This is a genomic window from Rhodococcus sp. PD04 (assembly GCF_035918275.1).
Taxonomy (GTDB): Bacteria; Actinomycetota; Actinomycetes; order Mycobacteriales; family Mycobacteriaceae; genus Rhodococcus; species Rhodococcus rhodochrous.
Window position 1 is genome coordinate 1,263,570 of record NZ_CP142143.1, and the last position, 21,764, is coordinate 1,285,333.

At 65.2% G+C, this 21,764-nt stretch carries 17 protein-coding genes; 11 read left to right on the forward strand and 6 right to left on the reverse strand.

Annotated features, from left to right (window positions below; translation table 11 throughout):
• A complete protein-coding gene (locus tag U9J23_RS05895) occupies positions 1-1,164 on the reverse strand; it encodes a DNA recombination protein RmuC (protein ID WP_016693938.1) in 1,164 nt (387 codons plus the stop codon).
• A gap of 77 nt (positions 1,165-1,241) precedes the next feature.
• Between U9J23_RS05895 and U9J23_RS05900 the strand changes: the two genes are divergently transcribed.
• Together U9J23_RS05900 and U9J23_RS05905 are read left to right on the forward strand one after the other, a co-directional pair.
• Positions 1,242-2,420, forward strand: a complete 1,179-nt coding sequence (locus U9J23_RS05900) for a metallophosphoesterase family protein (RefSeq protein WP_272267798.1) — start codon at positions 1,242-1,244, stop codon at positions 2,418-2,420.
• Positions 2,417-5,395 carry an SMC family ATPase gene (locus tag U9J23_RS05905; RefSeq protein ID WP_326601841.1) on the forward strand — a complete coding sequence of 993 codons (2,979 nt, stop codon included), beginning with the start codon at positions 2,417-2,419 and terminating at the stop codon, positions 5,393-5,395. The genes U9J23_RS05900 and U9J23_RS05905 overlap by 4 nt, the downstream gene beginning before the upstream one ends.
• Before the next feature lie 7 nt (positions 5,396-5,402).
• On the opposite strand, the gene U9J23_RS05910 is transcribed toward U9J23_RS05905, so the two are convergent.
• Complete coding sequence (locus U9J23_RS05910) at positions 5,403-6,638, reverse strand: AI-2E family transporter (RefSeq protein WP_060651802.1); 1,236 nt, start codon at positions 6,636-6,638, stop codon at positions 5,403-5,405.
• Positions 6,639-6,756: 118 nt separating this feature from the next.
• On the opposite strand from U9J23_RS05910, the gene U9J23_RS05915 reads away from it, so the two are divergent.
• Both U9J23_RS05915 and ychF read left to right on the forward strand, forming a co-directional pair.
• Positions 6,757-7,230: a hypothetical protein gene (locus tag U9J23_RS05915; RefSeq protein ID WP_230823772.1), complete on the forward strand. Its 474-nt coding sequence runs from the start codon at positions 6,757-6,759 to the stop codon at positions 7,228-7,230.
• A 36-nt stretch (positions 7,231-7,266) separates the two neighbouring features.
• The gene (gene ychF, locus U9J23_RS05920) at positions 7,267-8,346 is read left to right on the forward strand and encodes a redox-regulated ATPase YchF (RefSeq protein WP_059381562.1); all 1,080 of its coding nucleotides are present in this window, start codon (positions 7,267-7,269) and stop codon (positions 8,344-8,346) included.
• Positions 8,347-8,625: 279 nt separating this feature from the next.
• On the opposite strand, the gene U9J23_RS05925 is transcribed toward ychF, so the two are convergent.
• A complete protein-coding gene (locus tag U9J23_RS05925) occupies positions 8,626-9,408 on the reverse strand; it encodes a nucleotide-binding protein (RefSeq protein ID WP_326601845.1) in 783 nt (260 codons plus the stop codon).
• 543 nt (positions 9,409-9,951) lie between these two features.
• Here U9J23_RS05925 and U9J23_RS05930 point away from each other — a divergent pair.
• From U9J23_RS05930 to U9J23_RS05960, 7 genes are all read left to right on the forward strand, one after another.
• Positions 9,952-11,094 carry a hypothetical protein gene (locus U9J23_RS05930; RefSeq protein WP_326601847.1) on the forward strand — a complete coding sequence of 381 codons (1,143 nt, stop codon included), beginning with the start codon at positions 9,952-9,954 and terminating at the stop codon, positions 11,092-11,094.
• Positions 11,095-11,316: 222 nt separating this feature from the next.
• Positions 11,317-11,724, forward strand: a complete 408-nt coding sequence (locus tag U9J23_RS05935) for a hypothetical protein (RefSeq protein WP_326601849.1) — start codon at positions 11,317-11,319, stop codon at positions 11,722-11,724.
• A gap of 822 nt (positions 11,725-12,546) precedes the next feature.
• Positions 12,547-12,870, forward strand: coding sequence for a hypothetical protein (locus U9J23_RS05940; RefSeq protein ID WP_326601851.1), 324 nt, complete (start codon positions 12,547-12,549; stop codon positions 12,868-12,870).
• On the forward strand, positions 12,867-13,436 hold the full coding sequence (locus U9J23_RS05945) for a hypothetical protein (RefSeq protein WP_326601853.1): 570 nt from the start codon (positions 12,867-12,869) through the stop codon (positions 13,434-13,436). Before U9J23_RS05940 ends, U9J23_RS05945 begins: the two co-directional genes overlap by 4 nt.
• Positions 13,437-13,821: 385 nt before the next feature.
• Complete coding sequence (locus U9J23_RS05950; protein WP_326601855.1) at positions 13,822-16,179, forward strand: bifunctional DNA primase/polymerase; 2,358 nt, start codon at positions 13,822-13,824, stop codon at positions 16,177-16,179.
• A 259-nt stretch (positions 16,180-16,438) separates the two neighbouring features.
• Positions 16,439-16,972, forward strand: a complete 534-nt coding sequence (locus tag U9J23_RS05955) for a hypothetical protein (protein WP_326601856.1) — start codon at positions 16,439-16,441, stop codon at positions 16,970-16,972.
• A gap of 499 nt (positions 16,973-17,471) precedes the next feature.
• Positions 17,472-18,749: a tyrosine-type recombinase/integrase gene (locus U9J23_RS05960; RefSeq protein WP_326601858.1), complete on the forward strand. Its 1,278-nt coding sequence runs from the start codon at positions 17,472-17,474 to the stop codon at positions 18,747-18,749.
• On the opposite strand, the gene U9J23_RS05965 is transcribed toward U9J23_RS05960, so the two are convergent.
• From U9J23_RS05965 to U9J23_RS05975, 3 genes are all read right to left on the reverse strand, one after another.
• On the reverse strand, positions 18,746-19,954 hold the full coding sequence (locus U9J23_RS05965; protein WP_326602852.1) for a DUF6575 domain-containing protein: 1,209 nt from the start codon (positions 19,952-19,954) through the stop codon (positions 18,746-18,748). The genes U9J23_RS05960 and U9J23_RS05965 overlap by 4 nt on opposite strands.
• Positions 19,951-20,262, reverse strand: coding sequence for a hypothetical protein (locus U9J23_RS05970; RefSeq protein ID WP_326601860.1), 312 nt, complete (start codon positions 20,260-20,262; stop codon positions 19,951-19,953). The genes U9J23_RS05965 and U9J23_RS05970 overlap by 4 nt, the downstream gene beginning before the upstream one ends.
• 285 nt (positions 20,263-20,547) lie before the next feature.
• Entirely contained in the window at positions 20,548-21,762 is a 1,215-nt protein-coding gene (locus U9J23_RS05975) for an McrC family protein (RefSeq protein ID WP_326601862.1), read from the reverse strand.
• Positions 21,763-21,764 lie beyond the last annotated feature (2 nt).

Below are 21,764 nucleotides of genomic sequence, written 5' to 3' on the forward strand. Positions count from 1 at the left end.
TCAGCTCGCTTCGTCGACAGGACCGTCCGCCACTGCTCTTTCTGCCAGAGTGCTGCGTCGCGGCCAGGCATCGACACGCTGCACCTCGGGCACCTCACCGTCGAATATTTCCAGGTCGTGGAGCTTGCGGGCAGTCACGCCCACGCGGGTGTCCATCGACGAGACCGTCATGTTGAACGAATCGACGGCCTTGCCGAGCTGGTTGCCGAGCCGATCGAGGTGGGAACCGACCACACCGAGCCGTTGGTACAGCTCACGGCCCAGCCGGTGGATGGTCGCGGCGTCGCGGGAGAGCGCCTCCTGCCGCCAGGTGTGCGCGATCGTGCGCAGCAACGCGACCAGCGTGGTGGGTGTGGCGAGGATGACGTTCCGGGCGAAGGCGTGCTCGAGCAGATCGGGATCGGCGCCGAGCGCGGCATCGAGGAACGGATCGCCGGGGACGAACAGCACGACGAACTCGGGCGTCGGGTCGAACGACTCCCAGTAGGCCTTGGCCGACAATTGGTCGATGTGGGTGCGCAGCTGGCGTGCGTGGCGCGTGAGGTGCCGGTCGCGCTCGTCGGGTTCCTCGGCCTCGGCGGCATCCAGATAGGCGGCGAAAGGCACCTTCGCGTCGACGACGATCTGCTTGCCCCCGGCGAGGTAGACGAGCAGATCGGGACGTACCCCGTCCTTGCTCACCTGGGTGTCGAAGTCGCAGTGCCGGACCATCCCGGCGAGCTCGACAACACGTTCGAGCTGGATCTCGCCCCATCGTCCGCGGATCTGCGGCGCACGCAGCGCGGTGACCAGCTGCTGGGTGCGGGTGGACAGCAGCTGCGACGCGCGGTGCATGCCCTCGACCTGCTCGCTCAGCCCGGCGTAGGCGTGCACGCGGTTGCGTTCGACGTGCTCGACCTGCCGGGCCAGCGCGCCCACGGCCTCGTTCAACGGGCCGACGAGCCGCGACACCTGGTCGCCGATGGCGCCGGACTGCCGGCGGGCGGCGTCCTCGCTCACCGCGGCCAGCGACTGACGCAGCTGCTCCTCGTTGTCGCGGAGGGCCGCCAGCTGAGCCTCGGCACGGGCTGCACGTTCGCCGTCGCGGGAGGCCCGCAACAGCCAGCCGAGCACCACCCCGAGACCGAGCGCGACGAGCAGGCCGAGTGCCGTGAGTGCTGTCATGTGGCGGATGATGCCTCATCGATGCGACATCCACCCGACATCCGGGGATGTCGGTCCTCTCCTCTACCGTCTGTCCCATGCGGATCCTGCACACCTCCGACTGGCACATCGGCCGCACCTTCCACGGTGTCGACCTGCTCGCCGACCAGGCGCGTGCGCTGCGGGCCATCGCCGATCTGGTGGCCGAACGCCGGATCGACGTGGTGGTCGTGCCGGGCGACGTGTACGACCGGTCGATCCCGAGTTCCGACGCGGTGGCCGTGTGCAACGCCGGCCTCGAGGCCATCCGTGAGGCAGGGGCGATCATCGTCGCCACCTCCGGCAACCACGACTCGCCGGTCCGTCTCGGTGCCGGCGCTGCCTTCGCCGCGCACGGGGGTCTGCACCTGATCACCCGCGTATCTCAGATCGACAGCCCTGTCGTCCTGCACGACGAGCACGGCCCGGTCTGCTTCTACGGCATCCCGTATCTCGAACCCGAGATCACCCGCGCCGAGCTCGGTGTCCCCGAGGCCCGCTCACACCAACAGATCCTCGACGCGGCGATGGAACGCGTGCGGGCCGATGCCGCGGGTCGCGACGGCCGCACGGTCGTCCTGGCCCATGCCTTCGTCGTCGGTGGCGAGCCCAGCGACTCCGAGCGGTCCATCTCCGTCGGCGGAGTCGAGACGGTGGCTGCGTCGTCGTTCGACGGTGCCGACTACGTCGCGCTGGGGCACCTGCACTCCCCGCAGACGGTGAGCGAGACGGTCCGGTACTCGGGGTCGCCGTTGCCGTACTCCTTCGGCGAGCGCTCGCACCGCAAGGCGGTCTTCGTCGTCGACCTCGACGCCTCGGGTGCGGCGTCCGTCGAGCGCGTCGACCTCCCGGTGATCCGCGAATTGACCCGTCTCGAAGGCGAACTCGACGATCTGCTCGCCGATCCCGCGCATGCTGCCGTCGAGGAGCACTACGTCTCCGCGGTGCTGATCGATGCGATCCGCCCGCTCGACGCCATGCGCCGCCTGCAGGAGCGGTTCCCGTACGCCGTGCACGTCGAATGGCAGCGACCGGCCGGATCCACGGAGGGCAACTACCGCGACAAGGTGCGCGGGCGCAGCGATCGCGACATCGCCGCATCGTTCCTCACCGATGTGCGTTCCGAACCGTCCGAACGCGAGCGCGGCTGGATCGACGAAGCGTTGAGGGAGGTCGACCGCCGACGCGGCATCGGCGACGAGACCGACACGCAGTGGCGGACGGACGTGCCGGCATGAGACTGCACCACCTCGAGATCACTGCTTTCGGTCCGTTCGCCGACACCGTCGAGATCGACTTCGACGAGCTCGGCGCCGACGGGTTGTTCCTACTGCACGGGCAGACGGGCGCGGGCAAGACGTCGATCCTCGACGCGGTCGCGTTCGCGCTCTACGGCACCGTCCCCGGTGCTCGCTCCGAGGGACGCCGGTTGCTGTCCGACCACGCACGGGTGGGTGCCGTGCCGACGGTCCGGCTCGAGGCGACCATCGCGGGTCGCCGTCTGGCCATCGAACGCAGCCCCGAATTCGAACGCCCGAAGAAGCGCGGCACCGGCACGATCAAGCAGCAGGCCAAGGCGAATCTCACCTGGCTCGACGGGTCGGGGGAGAACCTGTCCCGCGCCCAGGAGATCGGCGACGTCGTCAAGTCGCTGCTCGGGATGAGCGCCGAACAGTTCTTCCAGGTGGTGCTCCTTCCGCAGGGCGACTTCGCCCGGTTCCTGCGCGCGAACAGCGAGGAGCGCGGCAGGCTGCTCGAGCGTCTGTTCGACACCACCCGTTTCGGCGACGTCGAGCAGTGGTTCCGCGATCGTCGCGGTGCCGGAACGAAACTGCTTGCCGAGCAACAGAAGAAGGTCGAGGTCCTCGCGGCGAAGGTAGCCGCGTCCGCCGGGATCGAGGCGGGCGCCGACGCCGATCCGGTGGAATGGGCGGGCCGCCTGCTCGCCGAGGCCGCCGAGAACCGCGACGATGCCGCCGCAGCGCTCGCACGAGTCCGGGCCGTCGACGAGGCCAACCGGCGCAGGCTCGACGAGACCGTCGCTCTCGCCGACCGACTCCGCCGCCGCCGCGACGCCCTGAACATCCTCGCCGAACTCGAGCAGACGCAGACGCAGCGCGTCGCCGTGACAGCCGAACGCGACGCCGCGCATCGCGCGGTGAGCGTCGCGGTCGTCGATCGGGAGGCCGCCCGCCTCGCGCGCGAGGCCGATGCCGCCGTGGCGCGCGCCGAGACGGCCGCCGCGCCGCTCCGCAACGACGACGAAGGACGCGAACTCCTCGGGGCTGTCGGGCCGACGCCGTCCGCCGCCGACCGCGACATCATCCGACCTCGATGCGAGGAATGGTCCTCGGAGGCAGCGCGACTCGACGTCCTACTCGATCGCCGTCGTCGTCTCACCGAGCTCGAGAACGAACGCGAGAAGTTCGCCGGACGTCGCCGTGCCCTCACCGACGAGCGTCGGCAGGTGATCGACGAGCGCGCCGCGCTGCCCGAACGATCGACCGCCGCTGCTGATGCGGTCGCCGAGGCCGAACGCGCAGCCGCGATGCTTCCCGGGCTCTCCACCGCGCGCGACCGCGCCGCCGACGCGCTCGACGCCGCCACCGAACTGGCTTCGCGCCGAACCGAACTCGAAAGGCTCGAAGCTCGGGTACTGCAACTGCACTCCGAATTCAACGACGCGCGCGACGCGCACCTCGACGTCCGGCAGCGCCGGATCGACGGAATGGCAGCCGAACTCGCCGCGCGTCTCACCGACGGCGAACCGTGCGTGGTCTGCGGTTCCACCGAACATCCCGAGCCCGCGCGCCCGGCTCCCGACACTGCGACGAAGGCAGACGAGGAACGCGCCCACGCCGCCGAGCAACGCGCCGCCACCGCGCTGAGCGAAGCACGCGAGGCCGTCACCGAACTCTCCGGGATCGTCGCCGTCCTCCGACAGCGTTGCGGCGACGCCGAACTCGCCGAACTCACCACCGCCCACGCCGAGGCGGTCCGCGCCCACGACGAGGCCGCCACCGTCGTCGGCCGGCTCGACCACCTGCGCGCGGCGGTCGAGGACCTGCGCAAACTCGACACGGTGTTGGCCGAACAGGAGAAGCGGCTCGACGCCGAACTGTCCGAGCTCGCCCGCGAGGACGCGGTCCGTGCCGCCGAGATCACGGAGATCCGCGAGCGCATCGTCGAGGCCGTCGGCGACCTCGATCTGCTCGCCCCGCGACGGAAGACGGTCGCGGCGCTGTCCGCCGCGGCCACCGCGCTGCTCGATGCTCGCACCGCAGCCCTCCAGGCCCGCACGGCCGCCGACGAACGCGCCGCCGACGCCCGCACCGCGGCCGCCGAGGCAGGCTTCACCGATCTCGAAAGCGCCCGCGCCGCCGTCCGGACGCCCGAGCGACTCGCCGAGATCGACCGCGTCCTGCGCGCCGCCGACGACGAACGCGCGGTGGCCACCTCCACGCTGAACGACCCGGCGATCGCGGCTCTCACCGGCGACGAGGTCGCCGACGTGACGGCCGCGCGCGCAGTGGTGGACGACGGTGCCGCCGCGGTCGAGGCAGCCCTGAGCGCGGCCACCGAGGCCGAGCGCCGGCACCTCGACATCGAGAACTACACCCGGCGACTCGAGCGTGCCTGCGCCGAACTTGCCCCGTTGCTCGACGAACACGCCGAACTCTCCGCACTCGCCGACGTCGTCGCCGGGATGGGGTCGAACGCCAAGAAGATGTCGCTGCGCTCGTACGTGCTCGCGGCGCGACTCGAGGAGGTCGCCGACGCGGCCTCCGAACGCCTGCGCAGGATGTCCGGCGGTCGCTACGAGTTCGTGCACTCCGACGCGGCCGAGATCCGGGGTCGTCGCGGCGGTCTCGGCCTCGACATCCACGACGAGTACACCGGCGCCGTGCGATCGACGAAGACACTGTCGGGTGGCGAGTCCTTCCAGGCGTCCCTCGCGCTCGCCCTCGGCCTCGCCGACGTCGTCGCCGCCGAGGCCGGTGGGCTCGTGCTCGACACGATGTTCATCGACGAAGGGTTCGGCTCACTCGACGCCGACTCCCTCGAAGCGGTCATGGGTGTGCTCGACGAACTGCGCGCGGGAGGCCGTGTGGTGGGCGTGGTCAGTCACGTCGACGAGATGCGGCAGCGGATCCCGAGCAGGCTGCACGTCATCCGTGGCCGCTCGGGATCCACCGTCCGCGTCGCGAGCTGACCGCCCCTCAGTCCTCGGAGGCGGCCGGTGCCGGAGATGCCGGCTTCGGATCGGGCACCGAGGTGTCGCCGGGAGCAGGGAGTGCCTTCGTCTCGTCGTCCTCGCCTTCACTGGCGCGTTCGTCGATCTGTTCGCCGATGTAGCGGATGACCACCGCGGCCACCGCCGCGACCGGCACCGCCAGGAACGCACCGACGATCCCGAACAGCGACGATCCGGCCGTCACCGCGAGCAGCACCACGGCTGCGTGTAGGTTCATCGACCGCGACTGCAGCACCGGCTGCAGCACGTTCCCCTCGATCTGCTGCACCGCGATGATGAGGACCAGCACGATGATCGCGGTCGTGAAACCGTTGGCGACGAGTGCGACAAGCACCGCCAGCGCACCGGCGACGAACGCACCGACGATGGGAATGAATCCGCCGATGAAGGTGAGAATCGCCAGCACGGGTGCGAGCGGGACACCGAGGATCAGCAGGCCGATACCGATGAAGAGGGCGTCGATGAAGCTCACCAGGGCCTGCGTGCGGATGAACCCGCCCAGCGTGTCCCACATGCGGCCGAGTACCGCTTCGAGGTGACGTCCGGCGCGGCCACCGCTCACGCGGTGCAGCCACGGCACGAAGCGCGGGCCGTCCTTGATGAAGAAGAACGTCAGCACGAGGACGAGAGCGAGCGTGACGAGCAGCGAGCCCGCCGTGCTCACACCGGAGAAGACACCGCCGGCGATGGTGGCGGCACTGCCCTGCACTCGCTCGACCACCGCGTGGACGGCGTTGTCGAGTTGTTCGTCGCGCAGGTTGATCGGGGGTCCCTTCACCCATTCCTGCACGGTGTTGATGCCTTCGGTGGCCTTGTTGGCCAGGTCGGGCATCTGGGAGACCACCGACGGGACGATGCCGGCGATGATGCCGCCGACGATCGCGAAGAACATCACGAGGGTCAGGCCGGCCGCAGCAGCCGGAGGAACGCCGCGTTTGGTCATGAAGCGGGTGGGCGGCCACAGGATCGTGGAGACGACGATCGCCAGGGCGACCGGCAACACGATCACCCACATCTTCTCGATGATCCAGCCGATCACCACCGCACCGGCGGCGATGACGACCAGGCAGGCCGACCACTTGGCGAGCCAGATTCCGCCCGTGCCCAGCAGGCTCCCGCGGTCGGGTTCAGCCGACGGCTTCTCACTGCTGTTTCCGCTGGGCGCGGTCTTCGATTCGGTCAACGACGGTCCTTCCGACATGTATCGAGCTCGATACCGATCGACAGTCGCCAATCTACGGTCACCGAGCGCCGCGCGTGGTCCGGACGACACGCCGGAAACGGCGCTGAAGGGTCCCCGGCCGTGGCATTCTCGAAACGTGACGAACCGAACGGGCACGACCCGACGCCTGCGTGTACCTGCGGCGGTCGTGGCGATCGCCGCCGCCTTCGCGCTCACCGCGTGCAGCTCCGACGACAGTTCGAGCAATGAGGACGTGCGGTCGTCGGCGGATGTCGCCGTCACGAGCGTCCAGGAGCAGGCCGAAGGCGCCATCTCGTCGGTGCAGAGCATCGCGTCCAGCGCGGCCCAGCGGGCCGGCGACATCTTCGACAAGGCGAAGCTCGACATCTTCGTCGCGGCCTTCCGCACCGGCTATCCGCAGCTGTCGGCCGACCGGGAGACGCAGGACATCGAGTCCATCGTCACCGAGACCTGCCCGCTCATCGACGAGGGTGCATCCGACCAGGAAGTGAACGCGAAGGTCCAGGAGGTCGCGACCAACGGGTCGACCGCGCCAGACGAGGATCAGGCTGCGCGCATCGCGCAACTGGTGCGGGCGGCGTGCGGATGAAGTGAGTGGAGGGCGGCCGCGTAGAATATCGATTCCGTGAGCCTTACCCTCGGAATCGTCGGTCTTCCCAACGTCGGCAAGTCGACGCTGTTCAATGCGTTGACCAAGAACGATGTGCTGGCAGCGAACTATCCGTTCGCCACCATCGAGCCCAATGTCGGCGTCGTCGAACTGCCCGATCCGCGTCTGAACCGGCTCGCCGAGATCTTCGGTTCCGAGCGCATCCTCCCGGCCACGGTGTCGTTCGTCGACATCGCCGGCATCGTCAAGGGTGCTTCCGCCGGTGAGGGTATGGGCAACAAGTTCCTCGCCAACATCCGCGAGGCCGACGCCATCTGCCAGGTCGTGCGCGTGTTCGACGATCCCGATGTGGTCCACGTCGACGGCAAGGTCGACCCGATGGCCGACATCGAGGTCATCGCGACCGAGCTGATCCTCGCCGATCTGGAGACGATCGAGCGGGCACTGCCGCGGCTCGAGAAGGAGTCCCGGAAGAACAAGGAACTCGTCGCCCAACTGGAGGAGACGAAGAAGGCGCAGGCGATCCTCGAGGACGGCCGCACCATCTTCTCCGCCCAAGGCGAGGTGAAGAGCGAGCTGCTGCGCGACCTGCACCTGCTCACCGCCAAGCCGTTCCTGTACGTCTTCAACGCCGACGAGGCCGTCCTCACCAACGAGGAACGCAAGGAAGAGCTGCGCAAGGCCGTCGCACCGGCCGACGCCGTCTTCCTCGATGCCAAGGTCGAGTCCGAGCTCCTCGAGCTCGACGAGGACGAGGCGATGGAGCTGCTCGAATCCATCGGCCAGACCGAGGCCGGTCTGAAGCAGCTCGCGCGCGCCGGTTTCCACACGCTCGGCCTGCAGACCTACCTGACGGCGGGTCCGAAGGAATCGCGTGCCTGGACCATCCGCAAGGGTGACACCGCCCCCAAGGCGGCCGGCGTGATCCACACCGACTTCGAGCGCGGCTTCATCAAGGCCGAGATCGTCTCGTTCGCCGACCTCGACGAGGCCGGCTCGATGGCCGAGGCGAAGGCTCGCGGCAAGGTCCGCATGGAGGGCAAGGACTACGTCATGGCCGACGGCGACGTGGTGGAGTTCCGCTTCAACGTGTGATGGGGCTACGTCGCCCCAGGTGGGCAGCTCGCCAGCGCCACAAACGCGCTGGCGAGACGCACTTTCGGACTAGCGACTGCGTAACTGTGGCCACCGGCGGATTAGCCCCCGCTGGGGCTAAGACGGGGCTGGGCCATAGGCACGTTCCCTGACCCTGGATACCTACGGCGACTGGATCCCGGAGGCGGCGGCGCAGGCAACAACCGCCCGAGCCCGCTACCATCGCCCCGTCCGCCCCAGAACCCGAGGCGTCCAACGTCATCCAGCTATTCGGACGGCCTAATCGCTGAGTGCTTGGAAGTCGACGGCTACACCAGCGCTGTTCAACTCCTTTGCAAGGGGCAGCTTCCAGCCGCCGTGGGGGTCGAGCGTGATGTAGACGATGCCGTCAGTGTCAGATGGCCGCTCGACGCCTTCTTCGACGAGCAGAGCGACACGTGACCTGCTGAGCTTGCCGATGAAGTAGCCCAGCTCAAAAATCACGTTCTGGCGGGCGCGCGGTGACAGTGAACCTTCGTCACTCTTTCGCGCTCCAAGATCGTCCGCGCTTGCGATCACGACCGCAAATGCGGCCTCGCTGCTGGCACGTTCGAACTTCTCAATGATCGTGTCGCCCTGGTTTGGGTACTCGCTAAGGATCGTCGCCTTCACCCCAGTGAGGTCTCGAACCAGGCTTGCGACCTCCAGTTTTCGCACGTCATCGTGGCCGTGAACAACGAACACTCGGGTGCCACCCGGCGCGGCCTTCGCTGATGACGCAGGCTCATCCGCAGGGTCAACGAGCTCAATTTCCCCCTTGGCGGCCTTCAGCAATGCCACCGACTGTCGCACACCCGAAAACCTTGCACTGATATACGGCTCGTTGCCCATACCCGAGTAATAGACGCTTGGGGCGAACTTGACCGATACGAGCTTCTTGTACGTCGGATTGTCGATGCCTAGAGCGTTTCGGATCGCGACTTCATTCTGATGCTTCCATTGCTCTAGGTCGTCCACGTCGCCGTTGGAGTTTACAAGGTCCAGTTGCGCTTGGACGAGAGCGATCTTCTGTTCACGTTTCACACTAACGATCGTCCCACGTAGCCCTGACAGCCCGGACGAGGTTACCCCCGGCGGGTTGCACGTGAGTAGTACGCCCCACTCCTGGCCGATCCTCCCGGCGGGGAGAACGCCTCTACCAGGGGTTATAGGGCGCCCCCAGTCGGACTCGAACCGACGCTTGGCGGATTTCAAGTAAGCACTGCGAGCTATTTTCCTGCCCACGCCACCTGCGGTAATTCGGCGACGAACGAAGTAGTGTCGCAGGTAGAAGCACACACTGCCCTACCCCTGGCTACCGCAGGGCTACCTCTGAACCGCCCCCGAACTACCGCCGTTGGGTATCACGGCGGTCAGCCTGGCGCGTAGCCACCAGCAGGCCGTAGCCTGGCGTCAACCGGGCAGTGCCCGCCTCGCAATACCCCCGCATTACCCGCGTGACAGCGTCCGCGGACAGTTGAGCAAATCAGCAGTACCCAGTTCGGTCAGGGACCGGCAGCAATTACAGAACCGGAGCAGAGCTCGGTTCGCTCGCCCGTTAACTCTCGTACCGAATTGGAGCAATCAATGAACACCCACATTTCCCAGCTGTACGCCTGGGGCGGCGACCAGGGCTACGCCACCGAAGGCGACGTACTGGTCAACCAGACCGCCGACGGCGTGGACCTGAACGCCATCTGGACGCAGGCCGCGACGGCGATGTCGCTCTACAACCGCGAACGGTCCGCCTTGGCGGCACTCATCAGCTACCCGACGACCAACGTCGGCGACGCGATCCCGCAGCAGGCCGCCAGCGACAACTTCGAAGAAGCCTCCGAATTCGGAGAGCCTGTGGGACTGCGTAATTCGCCGGACGCGCTGATTCTCGGTTACGACTTCAAGGACTTCGACCTCGCGTCGCGCATGACGTGGAAGTTCCTGCGTTCTGCCACGGCGGAACAGGTCCAGACCGCGATCAACAGCGCGCTGGAGGCCGACAACCGTCTCGTGACCGGGACGCTGCTGCGGCGGCTGTTCAACCTGACCGAAGGCGCCAACGAACACCTGCACCGCGTCTTCGGGCTGTGGAACGGTACCGACGGTATGGCACCGCCCCCGCACGCCGGTCTGGAATTCCCCACCACGACGAGTCACTACCTCGCCAGCGGCAATGCGGCCATCGACCCCGGCGACCTGCTGGACGCGATCAACGCGGTGCGGCTGAAGGGCTTCGGCACTTCGGTGGATACGCGGCTGATCGTGCTGTGCCACCCCAACGAGGCCGAAGAGATCAGCACTTTCCGTGCAGGGGTGGAGGCCAACGGCGTTGTCAGCAAGTTCGACTTCATCCCGTCGGACAGCGCCCCGGCGTACCTGACGGCCGAGAACGTGGTCGGGCAGGTAGCGCCCGGTGAGTTCGGCGGTCTGGAGGTGCTCGGCAGCTACGGCCCGGTCTGGATCGTCCCGTCGTACTTCGTCCCTGCGGGCTACTTCGCCGTGGTGGCGACGGGCGGGCCGAACAGCGCCCGGAACCCCGTCGCGTTCCGCCAGCACACGAACCCCGCGTACCAGGGCTTGCGGATCATCCCGGGCCGCGACCAGCGGTACCCGTTGCAGGATTCGTTCTTCCAGCGTTCGTTCGGGTGCGGCATCCGGTACCGCAGCGCGGCGTGCGTCGTGCAGGTGACCACCGATCTCACCTACACCGCTCCCACGTGGGCGTGGTCCTGATGAGCTGGCGGACAGGTGCGTACGGTCCCGTTGAGGACCTTCCCGTCGCTGAGGGTCACCCCGACGCCGGCGAGTATTCCTGGGGTCCGGGGCTGACGCCCCAGGGCTTGGAGGACGCGCTGCCAGCAGACGGCGGGCGGTATCGCGGCAAAGCACCGAAGATGGCCGAACCGAAGGGGTTACGCGCCCTGGCCGACGAGCTGGAACGCCGGGGTAGCTGACATGGCCCGCCGACGGAATCAGCGCCGCGATCGGCTGGGTCGGTTCGCTGGCGCGGGGACCAAGGTCGCCACTACCGCGAAGGGCGCTCGCACTGCCGCCAAGTCCGCGACGAAGACCGGAGCGACGAAGGTCGCCACGGGCGTCGGCAAGAGCTACGTCAGCGGTAGCTTCAGTAAGAATCTCGTCGTGGGCCAGGGCGGCGAATACAAGGGCGTGAAGCTCGGCGCAGAGTTCAAGACGCCCAAGGGCCGGGGCGTGCTTGTGAAGGGCATCGTCGGCTATCACGGTAAACCGGACCGCCTCGTCGAGATCAAGCCCGAGCTGGACCTGAAGCAGAAGAAGCTGAGCGTCCACGCGACGCCGAACCCCAATCGGCGAGCGACGGCGGGCACGAAGCTCAAGCGGTAGCGGTTGACCTGCGGGGCGGGCCAGCCAACCACCCCAATCACGCCCGCAGCACAGCCCTGGCGACGCTCAGCTAGGTCTAAACGGCCACACAGCCCAGCGCCACGGCCGCCCAGACCGCCGCGCCCCGTTGGTTCCTTGCCTCTCCGGCGGGGCGCGGCACCCAACTTCACGAATAACTCCACAGACTCCGTGGATTACGCCGTACCCCGGCCCCCGCGGATACAAAGGCCGTCGGGCGTGAGCATGCTCTGGCGACGGCGCGAGCAAGCCCGGATCGACTTGTCTCCGGGTGGCTACTCCTGAAGACCCCGCGACGGAGTTCTCTCCGGTTCATCGTCGCGGGGTCTTCTGCTGTGTAAGTCGGAATCCCACCAGTCACACAAGCCCCATGCGTACCGCTCTTTGACTTCTTTTCGCGGACAGTCGTAGACCCGCGAGCAGTCCGAGGCCGTCAGCGTTGAGGTGAGACGGCAAATCACACTCCGCCTCAAGACGTCAAACCGGCGTCGTAATCGGTGGAATACGTTCCCTACCAGCATATTTGGCACGCACACCGCTTGCATAGCTGGGGCTACCTGTGCCATGCTTAGGCAGCACCACAGCGGCCACCACGGCGCAGGTGCGGCACCCATACGAAACGCAGCCCCCGCACGTAAACGTAAGAATTCTGGTCGACGCCTTTAACAAAGCGGTTCAATCGCCGGTCACCGCCCGGTCCGAGGCAGCATCGCGGCTCACCTTCTGAGCAGAGAAACGCGCACATCCCGAGAAACGATCATGGGAGACGCGCTGCGTTCTCTCGTATGCAACGGAAGGTTGACAATGAGCCAGCAATACGGACACGCCCACGCGGCCCGTCCCATCACTGCACCGCAGCGTCCAGCACGGCGAGCGCCGATCAATCGCGATGAGCTCTCGAACCTGCCGACGCGCAAAGGTCGTGCCGGGGCGGTCCTGTTCTTCCATGAGATCGGCGTGCAGGGGATCACCGACACCCGCATCCGCAACGCCACCGAACAGAAGGAGCTCCGGCGATTCAAGATCGCTGGTCAGAACTGGTACAGCGACCGAGACTTGTGGGATTTCCTGCAGAGCCTCGCTGAAGGCGGTCGTGGTACTCAGAACAGCAAGGGTGGTGCAGCATGAACGAGATTCTCGGTGACTGGACGCCCGAAGAACTGGCCGCGCAACGGGCTCAGGCCGATCAGGTGCTCGCGGTTCTGAAAGAGGCCGAGACGTACGACAGTCCACTCTGCGACGATAAGTTGCAGCGAGCGGTAGACCGCGTGATGGCAAGAATGCGCCGTGCCTGCACTACGGTCCCGGAGGAGCTTCGGGACGAGGACTTCCGCGGAGGTGGGGGCCGCGATCTTGCCCCACTCGTTGATCCGGCGATGCCGAAGTGGAGCAAGGACTTCCCCGAGCATGCCCCGGTCGTCCTCTTCAGCTGGAGGGCGGGAAACCGCTGGATCGTGCGTATTCCTCTCCGACCGAGCGATGTATTGGGGATGCCTACACCACCCACCGAAATGGAGTGCGTATGGCACAGAGGCCCTGTGACGGGTGAAGCGTCGTACCTCACCGTCGCACGCGGGCAGTACGTCATCGCTCTGGTGATCTGCGGGCGGTGTCGTCGGTCGCTTGATCGCAAGTACCCCGAAGCGTTGCGGTGGGCGGCAATTGGTCCAGGCACATTGCCCAACGTCCCGTAGGTGGCCTATCGCTGGTGCCCGGCTGGCCGCTGCCGGGCTTGCAGGGCTACCGGGCAACCCCGGCAGGGTGGTGGGTAAGTCAAGCGCCACAACGAGAAAGAGCGCGCCCGGTGTGAACCGAACGCGCCCTTCTCAAACGGAGAGCGGGGCCTTCTCCAGCTGACGGAGCCAGCAAGTTTCACCCTACCTCGTGTGACTTCCTTTGCTGAGTCTATAGTGTCGAATCTATTGTGCAGCAACGGCTTCTGATGAGCGCAGGTAGTAGGCTAAGGGGTGCCCCACAACGCAACGCCCGCCTCGGTGTAGCGACCAGGGCGGGCGTTGTCTTCAAGTTCCGAGGCTCCCATCTCGGATTCCATCGCCACCATCCAGAAAGCGACCGAACATGACCAATGCTACCAGCACGCCGGTATCGCAGGCAACTACCGGTACTGCGGAATCGTCAGCGGCAGAGTCGAATCCATTGCTGTGCATCCCCAATGTGAATGGGCTAACGCTTGCCGAAGCTGCCCTGGCCTACGCCTCGGCCGGATGGTTCTTGGTGCCGGTCAGGCCCGGTACGAAGAACCCTGGCAGTCTGCTCGGTGCCGAGTGGCCGGACAAGTCCTCCCGCGACGCGGAACAGATCGAGCAGTGGTGGGACGAGAACCCCGATTACGGAATCGCCTTGCACGTAGGGAAGTCCGGGGCAATCGTGTTTGACTTGGACGTGGAAGACCTGAGCGACCTCCCTGGTGAAATGCGGGAAGGGCTGCGAAAGGGGCGCTTCCAGAGCACTCGCAACGGAGCGAACGATCGCGGGCACTACGTGTTCGGTGTTCCTGCGGGAGAGTCGTACGGCAACTCTGCCGGGGCGTTTGTGTCGTTTGGAGAGGTGCGCGGCAAGAACGGCGTCATCATCGCGGCCCCGACTCCGCACGTCGACGCCGACACGAAGGGTGGTGGTTACCTGTGGCCGGAACCCGGCCCGCTGCCCCTCGTGAGCGAGGCACCGCAATTGCTCGCGTGCTTGCGTGCTGCTCCCGAACACGAAGCGCCGTTGCTCGCTCCCGACGAGATGAAGGCGTTCCTTGACACCTACACCCGCAGCGAGCGGATGCCTGCGTTCGCTGGCCTGATCAAGACGTTTGAGAGGGAGCTCAAGGAGCACGGTTCCCGGCACGGAGCAATGATCAACGCCTTGGCGATGGGGTTCCGTGAGGCGATCGCCGGGTCGTACCCGGCGAGTGACGTCTACACGACCGCGCAGAGGATGTTCAAGGAGTCGTTCGAGGACAAGGAACTCTCAGCGCGCGAAGGCCGTACGAGGCCCAGCCGGGACGAGTTCGTTCGTGGCGCTCAATGGGCGGCAGCGCAGGCGCTGCTCGTCGACCCCGAAGAGACGCTGGCCCGCCTGAACCGTGACGAGATCGCCCTCGAAGAACGAGTGGAGGCGTTCTGGACGGCGCGTCCGGAGCTGTCGGCAGTGCGTCAGTTCGCGCAGGCGCGGATGATCGCGCCGTGGGCGCTGTTCGGTTCTGCGATGATGCGGGCGCTGGCGGTGGTCCCACCGCGTGTGGTGCTGCCTCCATTGGTCGGCAGTCACGGCAGCGTGAACTCGTACGTTGCGCTGGTCGGACCGTCGGGCGCGGGTAAGAGCGTGACCCGCGCCGCGGCACGCGACCTGGTCCGGCTCAAGCTTCCCGGCGACGGGCGGCTTCATGCACCAAACGTCGGCAGCGGTGAAGGGATGGTGGATCAGTTCGCCGCGTACGACTCCAAGGCCAAGGAATTCGTTGGTCTTCGGACGCGGGTCATGTTCACAGTGGACGAAGTCGAGTCCCTTACCGCGCAGGGTGGCCGCAGCGGGTCCACGCTGTTCCCGACTATGCGCTCTGCGTGGACAGGCGATGCGCTCGGGTTCGCCAATCGTGATAAGACCAAATCGGTTTTCGTGGAGGCGCACCGATACAGGCTGACGATGATAATTGGAGCGCAGCCGACCAAAGCGCAGCCCCTTCTGGACGATGCCGACGGTGGCACCCCGCAGCGGTTTCTATGGATGCCGACCATCGACGCCGACGCGCCCGATGTTGAACCCGCCGAACCGGAACCGATCATCGTGGGTCCTTGGCCGCAGCCTAAAACTGGATTCTCGGTCGCCCATGCCGAGACGGGAGAGATCGCGTTGGTGACCGTCCCTGCTGATCCGAAGAGCTTCATCGTGCTCGCCGTCCCGGAAAGCGTGCGGGAAGACGTTCTGGCACAGCGAAAGAAGGTGCTGCGTGGTGATCCCGATGCGAACCCTCTCGACGGCCACGCATTGATGACGCGGCTCAAGGTGGCGGTCGGATTGATGGTGATGAACGGACGCTACGACAAGGTAGGCGACGAGGATTGGGATCTGGCCGGGGTCGTGATGGAGGTCAGTAATCGCACCCGCCGTGAGGTCGAGAAGGTAATTGCCTCCGAGGCGGCAAAGTCCAATCAGGCTCGGGGAGAAGCCGAAGGACAGCGTGAGCTCGCCAAGGTGGAGGTGTTGCAGAAGGACGGCCTCTCGCGAGTGTGTGATCGAATCATGAAGAAGCTGAAGGACGTCGGTGAGTTGAAGCGCTCGGATATGCCGGACTTTCTCGGTCGAGACAAGGGCTTGAAGGACGACGCTGCCGAACTCCTCGCGGCACGCGGCGAAGTGGAGCTCGTTCGCTACGAGGCCAAGAACGGTTCGCCGACATGGCTGATCAGGCTCGTGGAGAAGGAGTGATGGTGCGGGCGAACAGTGACCCGGCACAAGGGGGTACAGGGGTACGGGTACCCCCCATGCCCCGCGTCAACCCAAAATTAGGGTCCCCTTGAAAGACCAGGTAAGAGAGAGATTCATTCGTGGGAAGGCCCCTCAAGGGGTCAGATCGGAAAGGTAGCCGGGTACAGGTACCCATGTACCCCCTACCCGGTCCTAGTGGCAGTCACAGCCTCAACAACACACCCCGGCAATGTGCCGAAGTCGTTTCAAAGGAGCAGGCATGAGCACGGAACAGGCAATGGACGGGACGATGAGCTTTCCGCCGAAGGGGACCATCGGCCGGCCCCGTGAAGAGCGCGCCGTGGAAGGCGCGGTGCTGGTGTATCGGGCGGTAGTAAAATGTTCGGCGGAGGGGAAGCTGCCGAACGTGAAGACTATCTGCCAACACGCGGGAGTCTCAGCTACAGATCGTAATCCGTTGAATAGCGTGTACTTCTTCCACCTCGGGCGGACCCTGTGCGTGGAGGCGGGGCTGTTGACGGTGACGGCTCGTGGGCGTTCCCAGGTGTATTCGGCAGTGGGGCAGTCGCTTACCGACGTAGAAGTCGCATCGGCAGTCACGAAGGTCATCACTCCAGAAATGGTGGCGCTCCAACGGAAAGGTCGAAAGAGCCGAAAGGGTCGAAACATTATCAAGGGTAATCGTTTAACTGATAACGAGTTCACTTGGGACTTTGGCAACGGGGCGGCAGGTGAGGCCGGTTTTCCTGTTCCTCTGTCCGGTGAGACCGCGTCCCCGCAAGGTGCCCTGTGACGCGCCGCTGGGCGTGGGTGTACGAGGAGCTCGCCGACCTCCAAGCAGTGGACGCTGAGGAGCTGCGCCGCCAGGCCGAGGACGACCTGCCGCCCGCGCGGCCTGACCCTGAGCCGTACTCCGCCCCGGCTGACGAAGTAGTGGACCTGGGATTGATGAGCTACGAAGACGCCGTTGTTGAGCTGCGGCGTAGCACCCCACCACCGCGCCACCCCCGCGCCAGCAGGCGGCGCAGGTAGGCATCGCTGCCGCCCAGCCGTCGCCACATCGGAGTAACGGGGCGGCTGGGCGGTACCGGCAGGTAGGCGGCACAAGTCAACCGGCAGGGCGACATTGGCGACCGAAAACAACCGATTTGGGGCTGGATCAGGGCTATTGAAGGCGTCCGTTCAGTTGAACGCGCAGGTGAAAGCTCGACTCGGACAACGTGACTGACGTGTGAGCTGAACGTTTGACCCGGTAGGCTGTGAACAAACGTTGGACGGCAAGGGAGCGAAACATGACCAACCGCTATGCAATTCGTGAACAGACCACCGGACGATTCCAGGCGCGGTGGTACGACGACGGAGGTAAGCGCCGCAGCAAGACGTTCGGCACGCGGACTGAGGCGAAGCGGTTCCTGGAGAACATCAAGGCCGACCGCAACCGAGGCGACTACATCGACCCCAGCGATGCACGGCGCAGCTTCCGGGAGGTGGCGGAGCTGTGGCTGGGCAGCCGCAACCTGCGGCCGAAGACTGAGCAGTCGTACCGGACGATCCTGGAGCAGCGCATCTACCCCAGGTTCGCGGATAGGGCGGTGGGCAGCATCACCACGATGGACCTGGTCGCGTGGATTACGGACCTGTCGTTGCACGGTAAGCGGGTCGGTCATAACAACAAGCCAGCGAAGGCGGATTCGTCTCGGGCCGAACGAGACACGCGGTACCGGGAGCGAGCCGGCCGTACCTCAGCAGGGAAGCCGCTGGCCCCCGGCACGGTCCATAACGCCGTGCGAGTAATGCGGCAGGTGCTTGACGCCGCTGTGCGCGCCCGGTACCTACGCGGCAACCCGGCACACGGCCTTACCCGCGACGACTTACCCAAGGCTCACCGCGACACGACGTCGACGGCGTACCTGTCCGCGGCCCAGGTAGAGCGATTGGCCGTGGCGATGGAACAGACGAGCGGTGACGCCGCGTACGGGTTGCTGGTGCGGTTTGCCGCGCAGACGGGAATGCGAGCGGGGGAGTGCTGCGGCCTGCGATGGGAGAACGTGGACCTACTGCGCGGGCGCATCACTGTGGCGGAATCCATCAGCACCGTGAAGAACGGCGACTGGTGCGTCGTCCCGCCGAAGAACGGCAAGACGCGGGTAGTGCCAATCCCGCCTCCCCTACGCGACGCCCTGGCCGACCTGGCAGCCGAGCGCGCCAAGGCCGAAGCCTTCGCTCCCGAGGCGTACGTGTGGCCCGGACCCGACGGAGCGACCACACCGCTGAGCTGGGGCCGCGACTTCTACCTGAAGTGGTGGAAGACTGCCGTCGGCATGGCAGGACTGCCGAGCGCGCTCCGCTTCCACGACATGCGCCACACGACGGCAGCGTTGCTCATCGCGGCCAACGTCCCAGCGAAGGCGATCCAGGTACACCTGGGCCACTCATCGTTCAAGATCACGATGGACACGTACGGGCACCTGTACGAGGACGCCAGCGATCACGTCGCCAACGCGATGGGTGCGGCGTTCGCGGCCCCGGCAGCACCAGCGATGGGGAACGTGCGAGCGATCAGGGGCTAATCGCTTGGTGGCGTTATCTGGAGGAGTCGATATGTGTGGTGGACTTCGTTCGTGATCTCGTCTGTCACTCGTGATACCGCGATAATCGCGTCGTACTCGGCCGATAATGGGAAAATTCCAAATTTCGGCTGTGCGGCCTCGTCGATGAAGCCGGAAATGGTCTCGCCTGTTCGAGTGTCGGTTGCGGCAAATGTATTTCTTTTAGTATCGGCTCGGAAGATGAAAATTCGAGCGCGAATTGGTTCCTCTTCCTCATCGGGAGTGAGGTCATTTACGGTTTCGACCATATTCACCAGCTTCTCTTTTGAAAGGCGGGCTTCATGGTAAGTGGCGTCGTCATTTGCGAGTGCCATGACGGCAGGTCCGTCCATTCGGGCCACATGGGAAACAAATGTGCGGAAACTCTTGGCGGCCCTCGGCGTCAGGCTTCGGACTGCCTGCCGGAAATCGTCGGAACCTTCGTCCATTGCCAATGTGTCGACAATTGTTTTGGCGGCTTCCTCAAAGACTGATCCGAAGAGGTCAAATCGTCCTGTGGACCCAATATCGATGACTACACTTGCTGCTGAAAGGCTCACGATCTCACTTGCCGTTTGGCTGAGGATATCGTTAGGAATCCGTCCGCGTTGCCCCACATCGGATCCGAACGCGCGGACGGATTGGCCGACATTATCGAGAAGGTTCTGAGTGAGATTCAGGAGATTGCCTACCGCACGGGTGGGGGCAGTAGTGCGAGTCGAGAAGCTTGGATCAACTTCAATCCGAAACAGCGGTCGTCTCTGCTGGCGTGCTAACTGAGCGAGTTCTGTCCCAGGAATGGCGGGTGGAGCCGTATCGGTCTTAAGATCCAGGTAGTACCCATTTTCTGGGAGCCATTCCTCCGGAATGTCAGCACCGTGCCTCAACTCCGTTATCCTGTCTTGGAAGTCGCCGTCGGTAGGCATTTCTATGACAAATACCGGAGATTCTGGCTCTTTGAAAGCTGTGTGTGGTGATATTCCGCCGGAGCGAACTGTCCGGAAACGCTGTTCCGACACGGGTAGATAGAGCCACAGATCGCTCGTGTCCATCTCTTCTATCCATGTGGCGAGGTACTTCTGCCCGGTCGCCGACTGGCACGAGAAAAACCTCGGGCCATCGTAGAACTCATACGTCTCAATCAAGGTCAGGGATCCGAGTGAAGTGTTTCGTGGCAGCCAACTCATGTCAGGCTCTCGCTGTTCTCCCACGATATGTCCCCAAGTGGCCGCCACCACGTGAAGTGGCCCTGGTTCGATCCCGTCTGCTTCATCACGCCGGACCCTGTCACATCAACGCGGGCGAGTTTCTTCGTGCGCAGTGCTTTCGCAAACCGCAGCACCTTTGCGGCGGACGTCGGACTGTCGAAGACACTGTAACCGGCCGCCATGCATGGGTCGCCAAAATCGCGGTTCTTATAGCGGGGATGACCCCGGAGCTTGAGTTCAAGGTGGCTTTCGGTATCTTCCTCCGAAGACGGCGGCACTGTGTCCACGTAGCGAAGGTATGCACCCTGGGCAGGCCAAGCGTCTGATGGCGGGCATTGCTCAGGGTAGTGACCGGGCCAAGCGATGATCGGCTCATCGCCAGAACTCTCAGTCTGTGAAGTCATGCTGTGATTCTGGCACGTTGATCTTCGGCTGGTGTGATACGGGGCTAGAACGGGGCTAAGGACCCTGGTTCAAAGCATATTTCCGCAGGTAGATCAGCCAAACCGGCCACCCGCTAGCGTTCCGCTTCAACGTCTAGCACCACGACACTTCGGTGGTTTCAACCCCGCTCAGCGGGGTTGAAACCACCGAAGTTCGTTTCTATCGCCCCCGAACGCGGTGGTGGCGATCCTTTCGGCCAGAGCGGTGAGTTCCCGCTCGACGTCCTCAGGGGTCCCTGTCAGATCGATCGGGCAGCAGACGAGCCGCTTGTCGGCGTTGCGCACCGTCACCGTGCGGAGAGCGGTGGTGTCCTGCCGGCGGCAGTAGATCAGCATGCCTTCGGGCAGGTCCATTGCTGTTGTGTACGCGAGAAGCTGGTAGTAGTCCTGACTGCGGGCGCGCGCATCGTCGGTGAGCTTGTACTTGATGTCCGCGACGTAGACATGGCGTCCGCCGGGTGTACGGAAGACCATGTCCGGGAGCATGGTCACGCTGCGGCCGGTGCCCAAATGTACGGTCGGCTCGCCGATGACGTCGAGCGTGCCGCGCAGCATGCGCCGCAGCCGCTCGGTGATGAATCGCTGGAACAGGTCGTTCATGTCGACCATGAACGACGAAGCCTGCACCTTCCCGTGGACGTCGGTCAGCGTGAGGTTCGCGAGCACGAGACGAGCCAGCCGCAACGCCGGTGCGTAGTGCCGGTTGAGCCGCGTGAACGGAATCGAGTCGATCGACTCGGGGCGGACGTGGATGTCGTCTACGCCTTCGAGGGCGATCAACTGTTGCATGAGCCGTCGACGAGTGCCCGCGTCGATCAGTGGAACACGCAGCGCTGCCCGCACGGCGGAGCGAAGTGCCCGGTTCTCGGCGATGTTCTCCGAGAAGTCGTCGAACGAACAGGAAGTCGGGGTCAGCACACCCGGATTCCGGAACTGCCCGGTGAGGTTCGGCCGCCCGCGGAGAGCGACCAGTGCCTCCTCTCTCTGTTCGTATGAGCGAAGCACCCCGCGCCGTAAGGTGCCCTCCACCGTTCTTGCGAAGAACGAGATCACCGCCGGCAGTAGATTCGACGACGCACCGTACTCGAACGCCTCATTCCGCCATGCGTTGGCCGGCAGGCCCGGCTCGAGCAGCAGAAAGAGGTTATCCGGCTCGATCTTCGGTCTGATCAGCAGTTCGAGTCCGTCCGAGACGAGCGTGCCGACGTAGTTCTTCGCACTCACCCGCCAACGATCCCCGGGTAGGGGCTGGACGTCGACGTAACCGGTCTGTTGGAGTTCCTCGGCCTGGCGCCGGGTCAGACTCAGGCTCTCGTCCGATTGATGTTCGAAGAGGACCGACACGT

Bases quoted from the DNA above. Each gene is read 5' to 3' on its own strand.
- U9J23_RS05940 (WP_326601851.1), top strand. From the start codon at position 12,547: ATGAGCCAGCAATACGGACACGCCCACGCGGCCCGTCCCATCACTGCA.
- U9J23_RS05930 (WP_326601847.1), top strand. From the start codon at position 9,952: ATGAACACCCACATTTCCCAGCTGTACGCCTGGGGCGGCGACCAGGGC.
- U9J23_RS05905 (WP_326601841.1), top strand. From the start codon at position 2,417: ATGAGACTGCACCACCTCGAGATCACTGCTTTCGGTCCGTTCGCCGAC.
- U9J23_RS05895 (WP_016693938.1), bottom strand. From the start codon at position 1,164: ATGACAGCACTCACGGCACTCGGCCTGCTCGTCGCGCTCGGTCTCGGG.
- U9J23_RS05950 (WP_326601855.1), top strand. From the start codon at position 13,822: ATGACCAATGCTACCAGCACGCCGGTATCGCAGGCAACTACCGGTACT.
- U9J23_RS05965 (WP_326602852.1), bottom strand. From the start codon at position 19,954: ATGAGTTGGCTGCCACGAAACACTTCACTCGGATCCCTGACCTTGATT.
- U9J23_RS05900 (WP_272267798.1), top strand. From the start codon at position 1,242: ATGCGGATCCTGCACACCTCCGACTGGCACATCGGCCGCACCTTCCAC.
- U9J23_RS05935 (WP_326601849.1), top strand. From the start codon at position 11,317: ATGGCCCGCCGACGGAATCAGCGCCGCGATCGGCTGGGTCGGTTCGCT.
- U9J23_RS05960 (WP_326601858.1), top strand. From the start codon at position 17,472: ATGACCAACCGCTATGCAATTCGTGAACAGACCACCGGACGATTCCAG.
- U9J23_RS05910 (WP_060651802.1), bottom strand. From the start codon at position 6,638: ATGTCGGAAGGACCGTCGTTGACCGAATCGAAGACCGCGCCCAGCGGA.
- U9J23_RS05955 (WP_326601856.1), top strand. From the start codon at position 16,439: ATGAGCACGGAACAGGCAATGGACGGGACGATGAGCTTTCCGCCGAAG.
- U9J23_RS05945 (WP_326601853.1), top strand. From the start codon at position 12,867: ATGAACGAGATTCTCGGTGACTGGACGCCCGAAGAACTGGCCGCGCAA.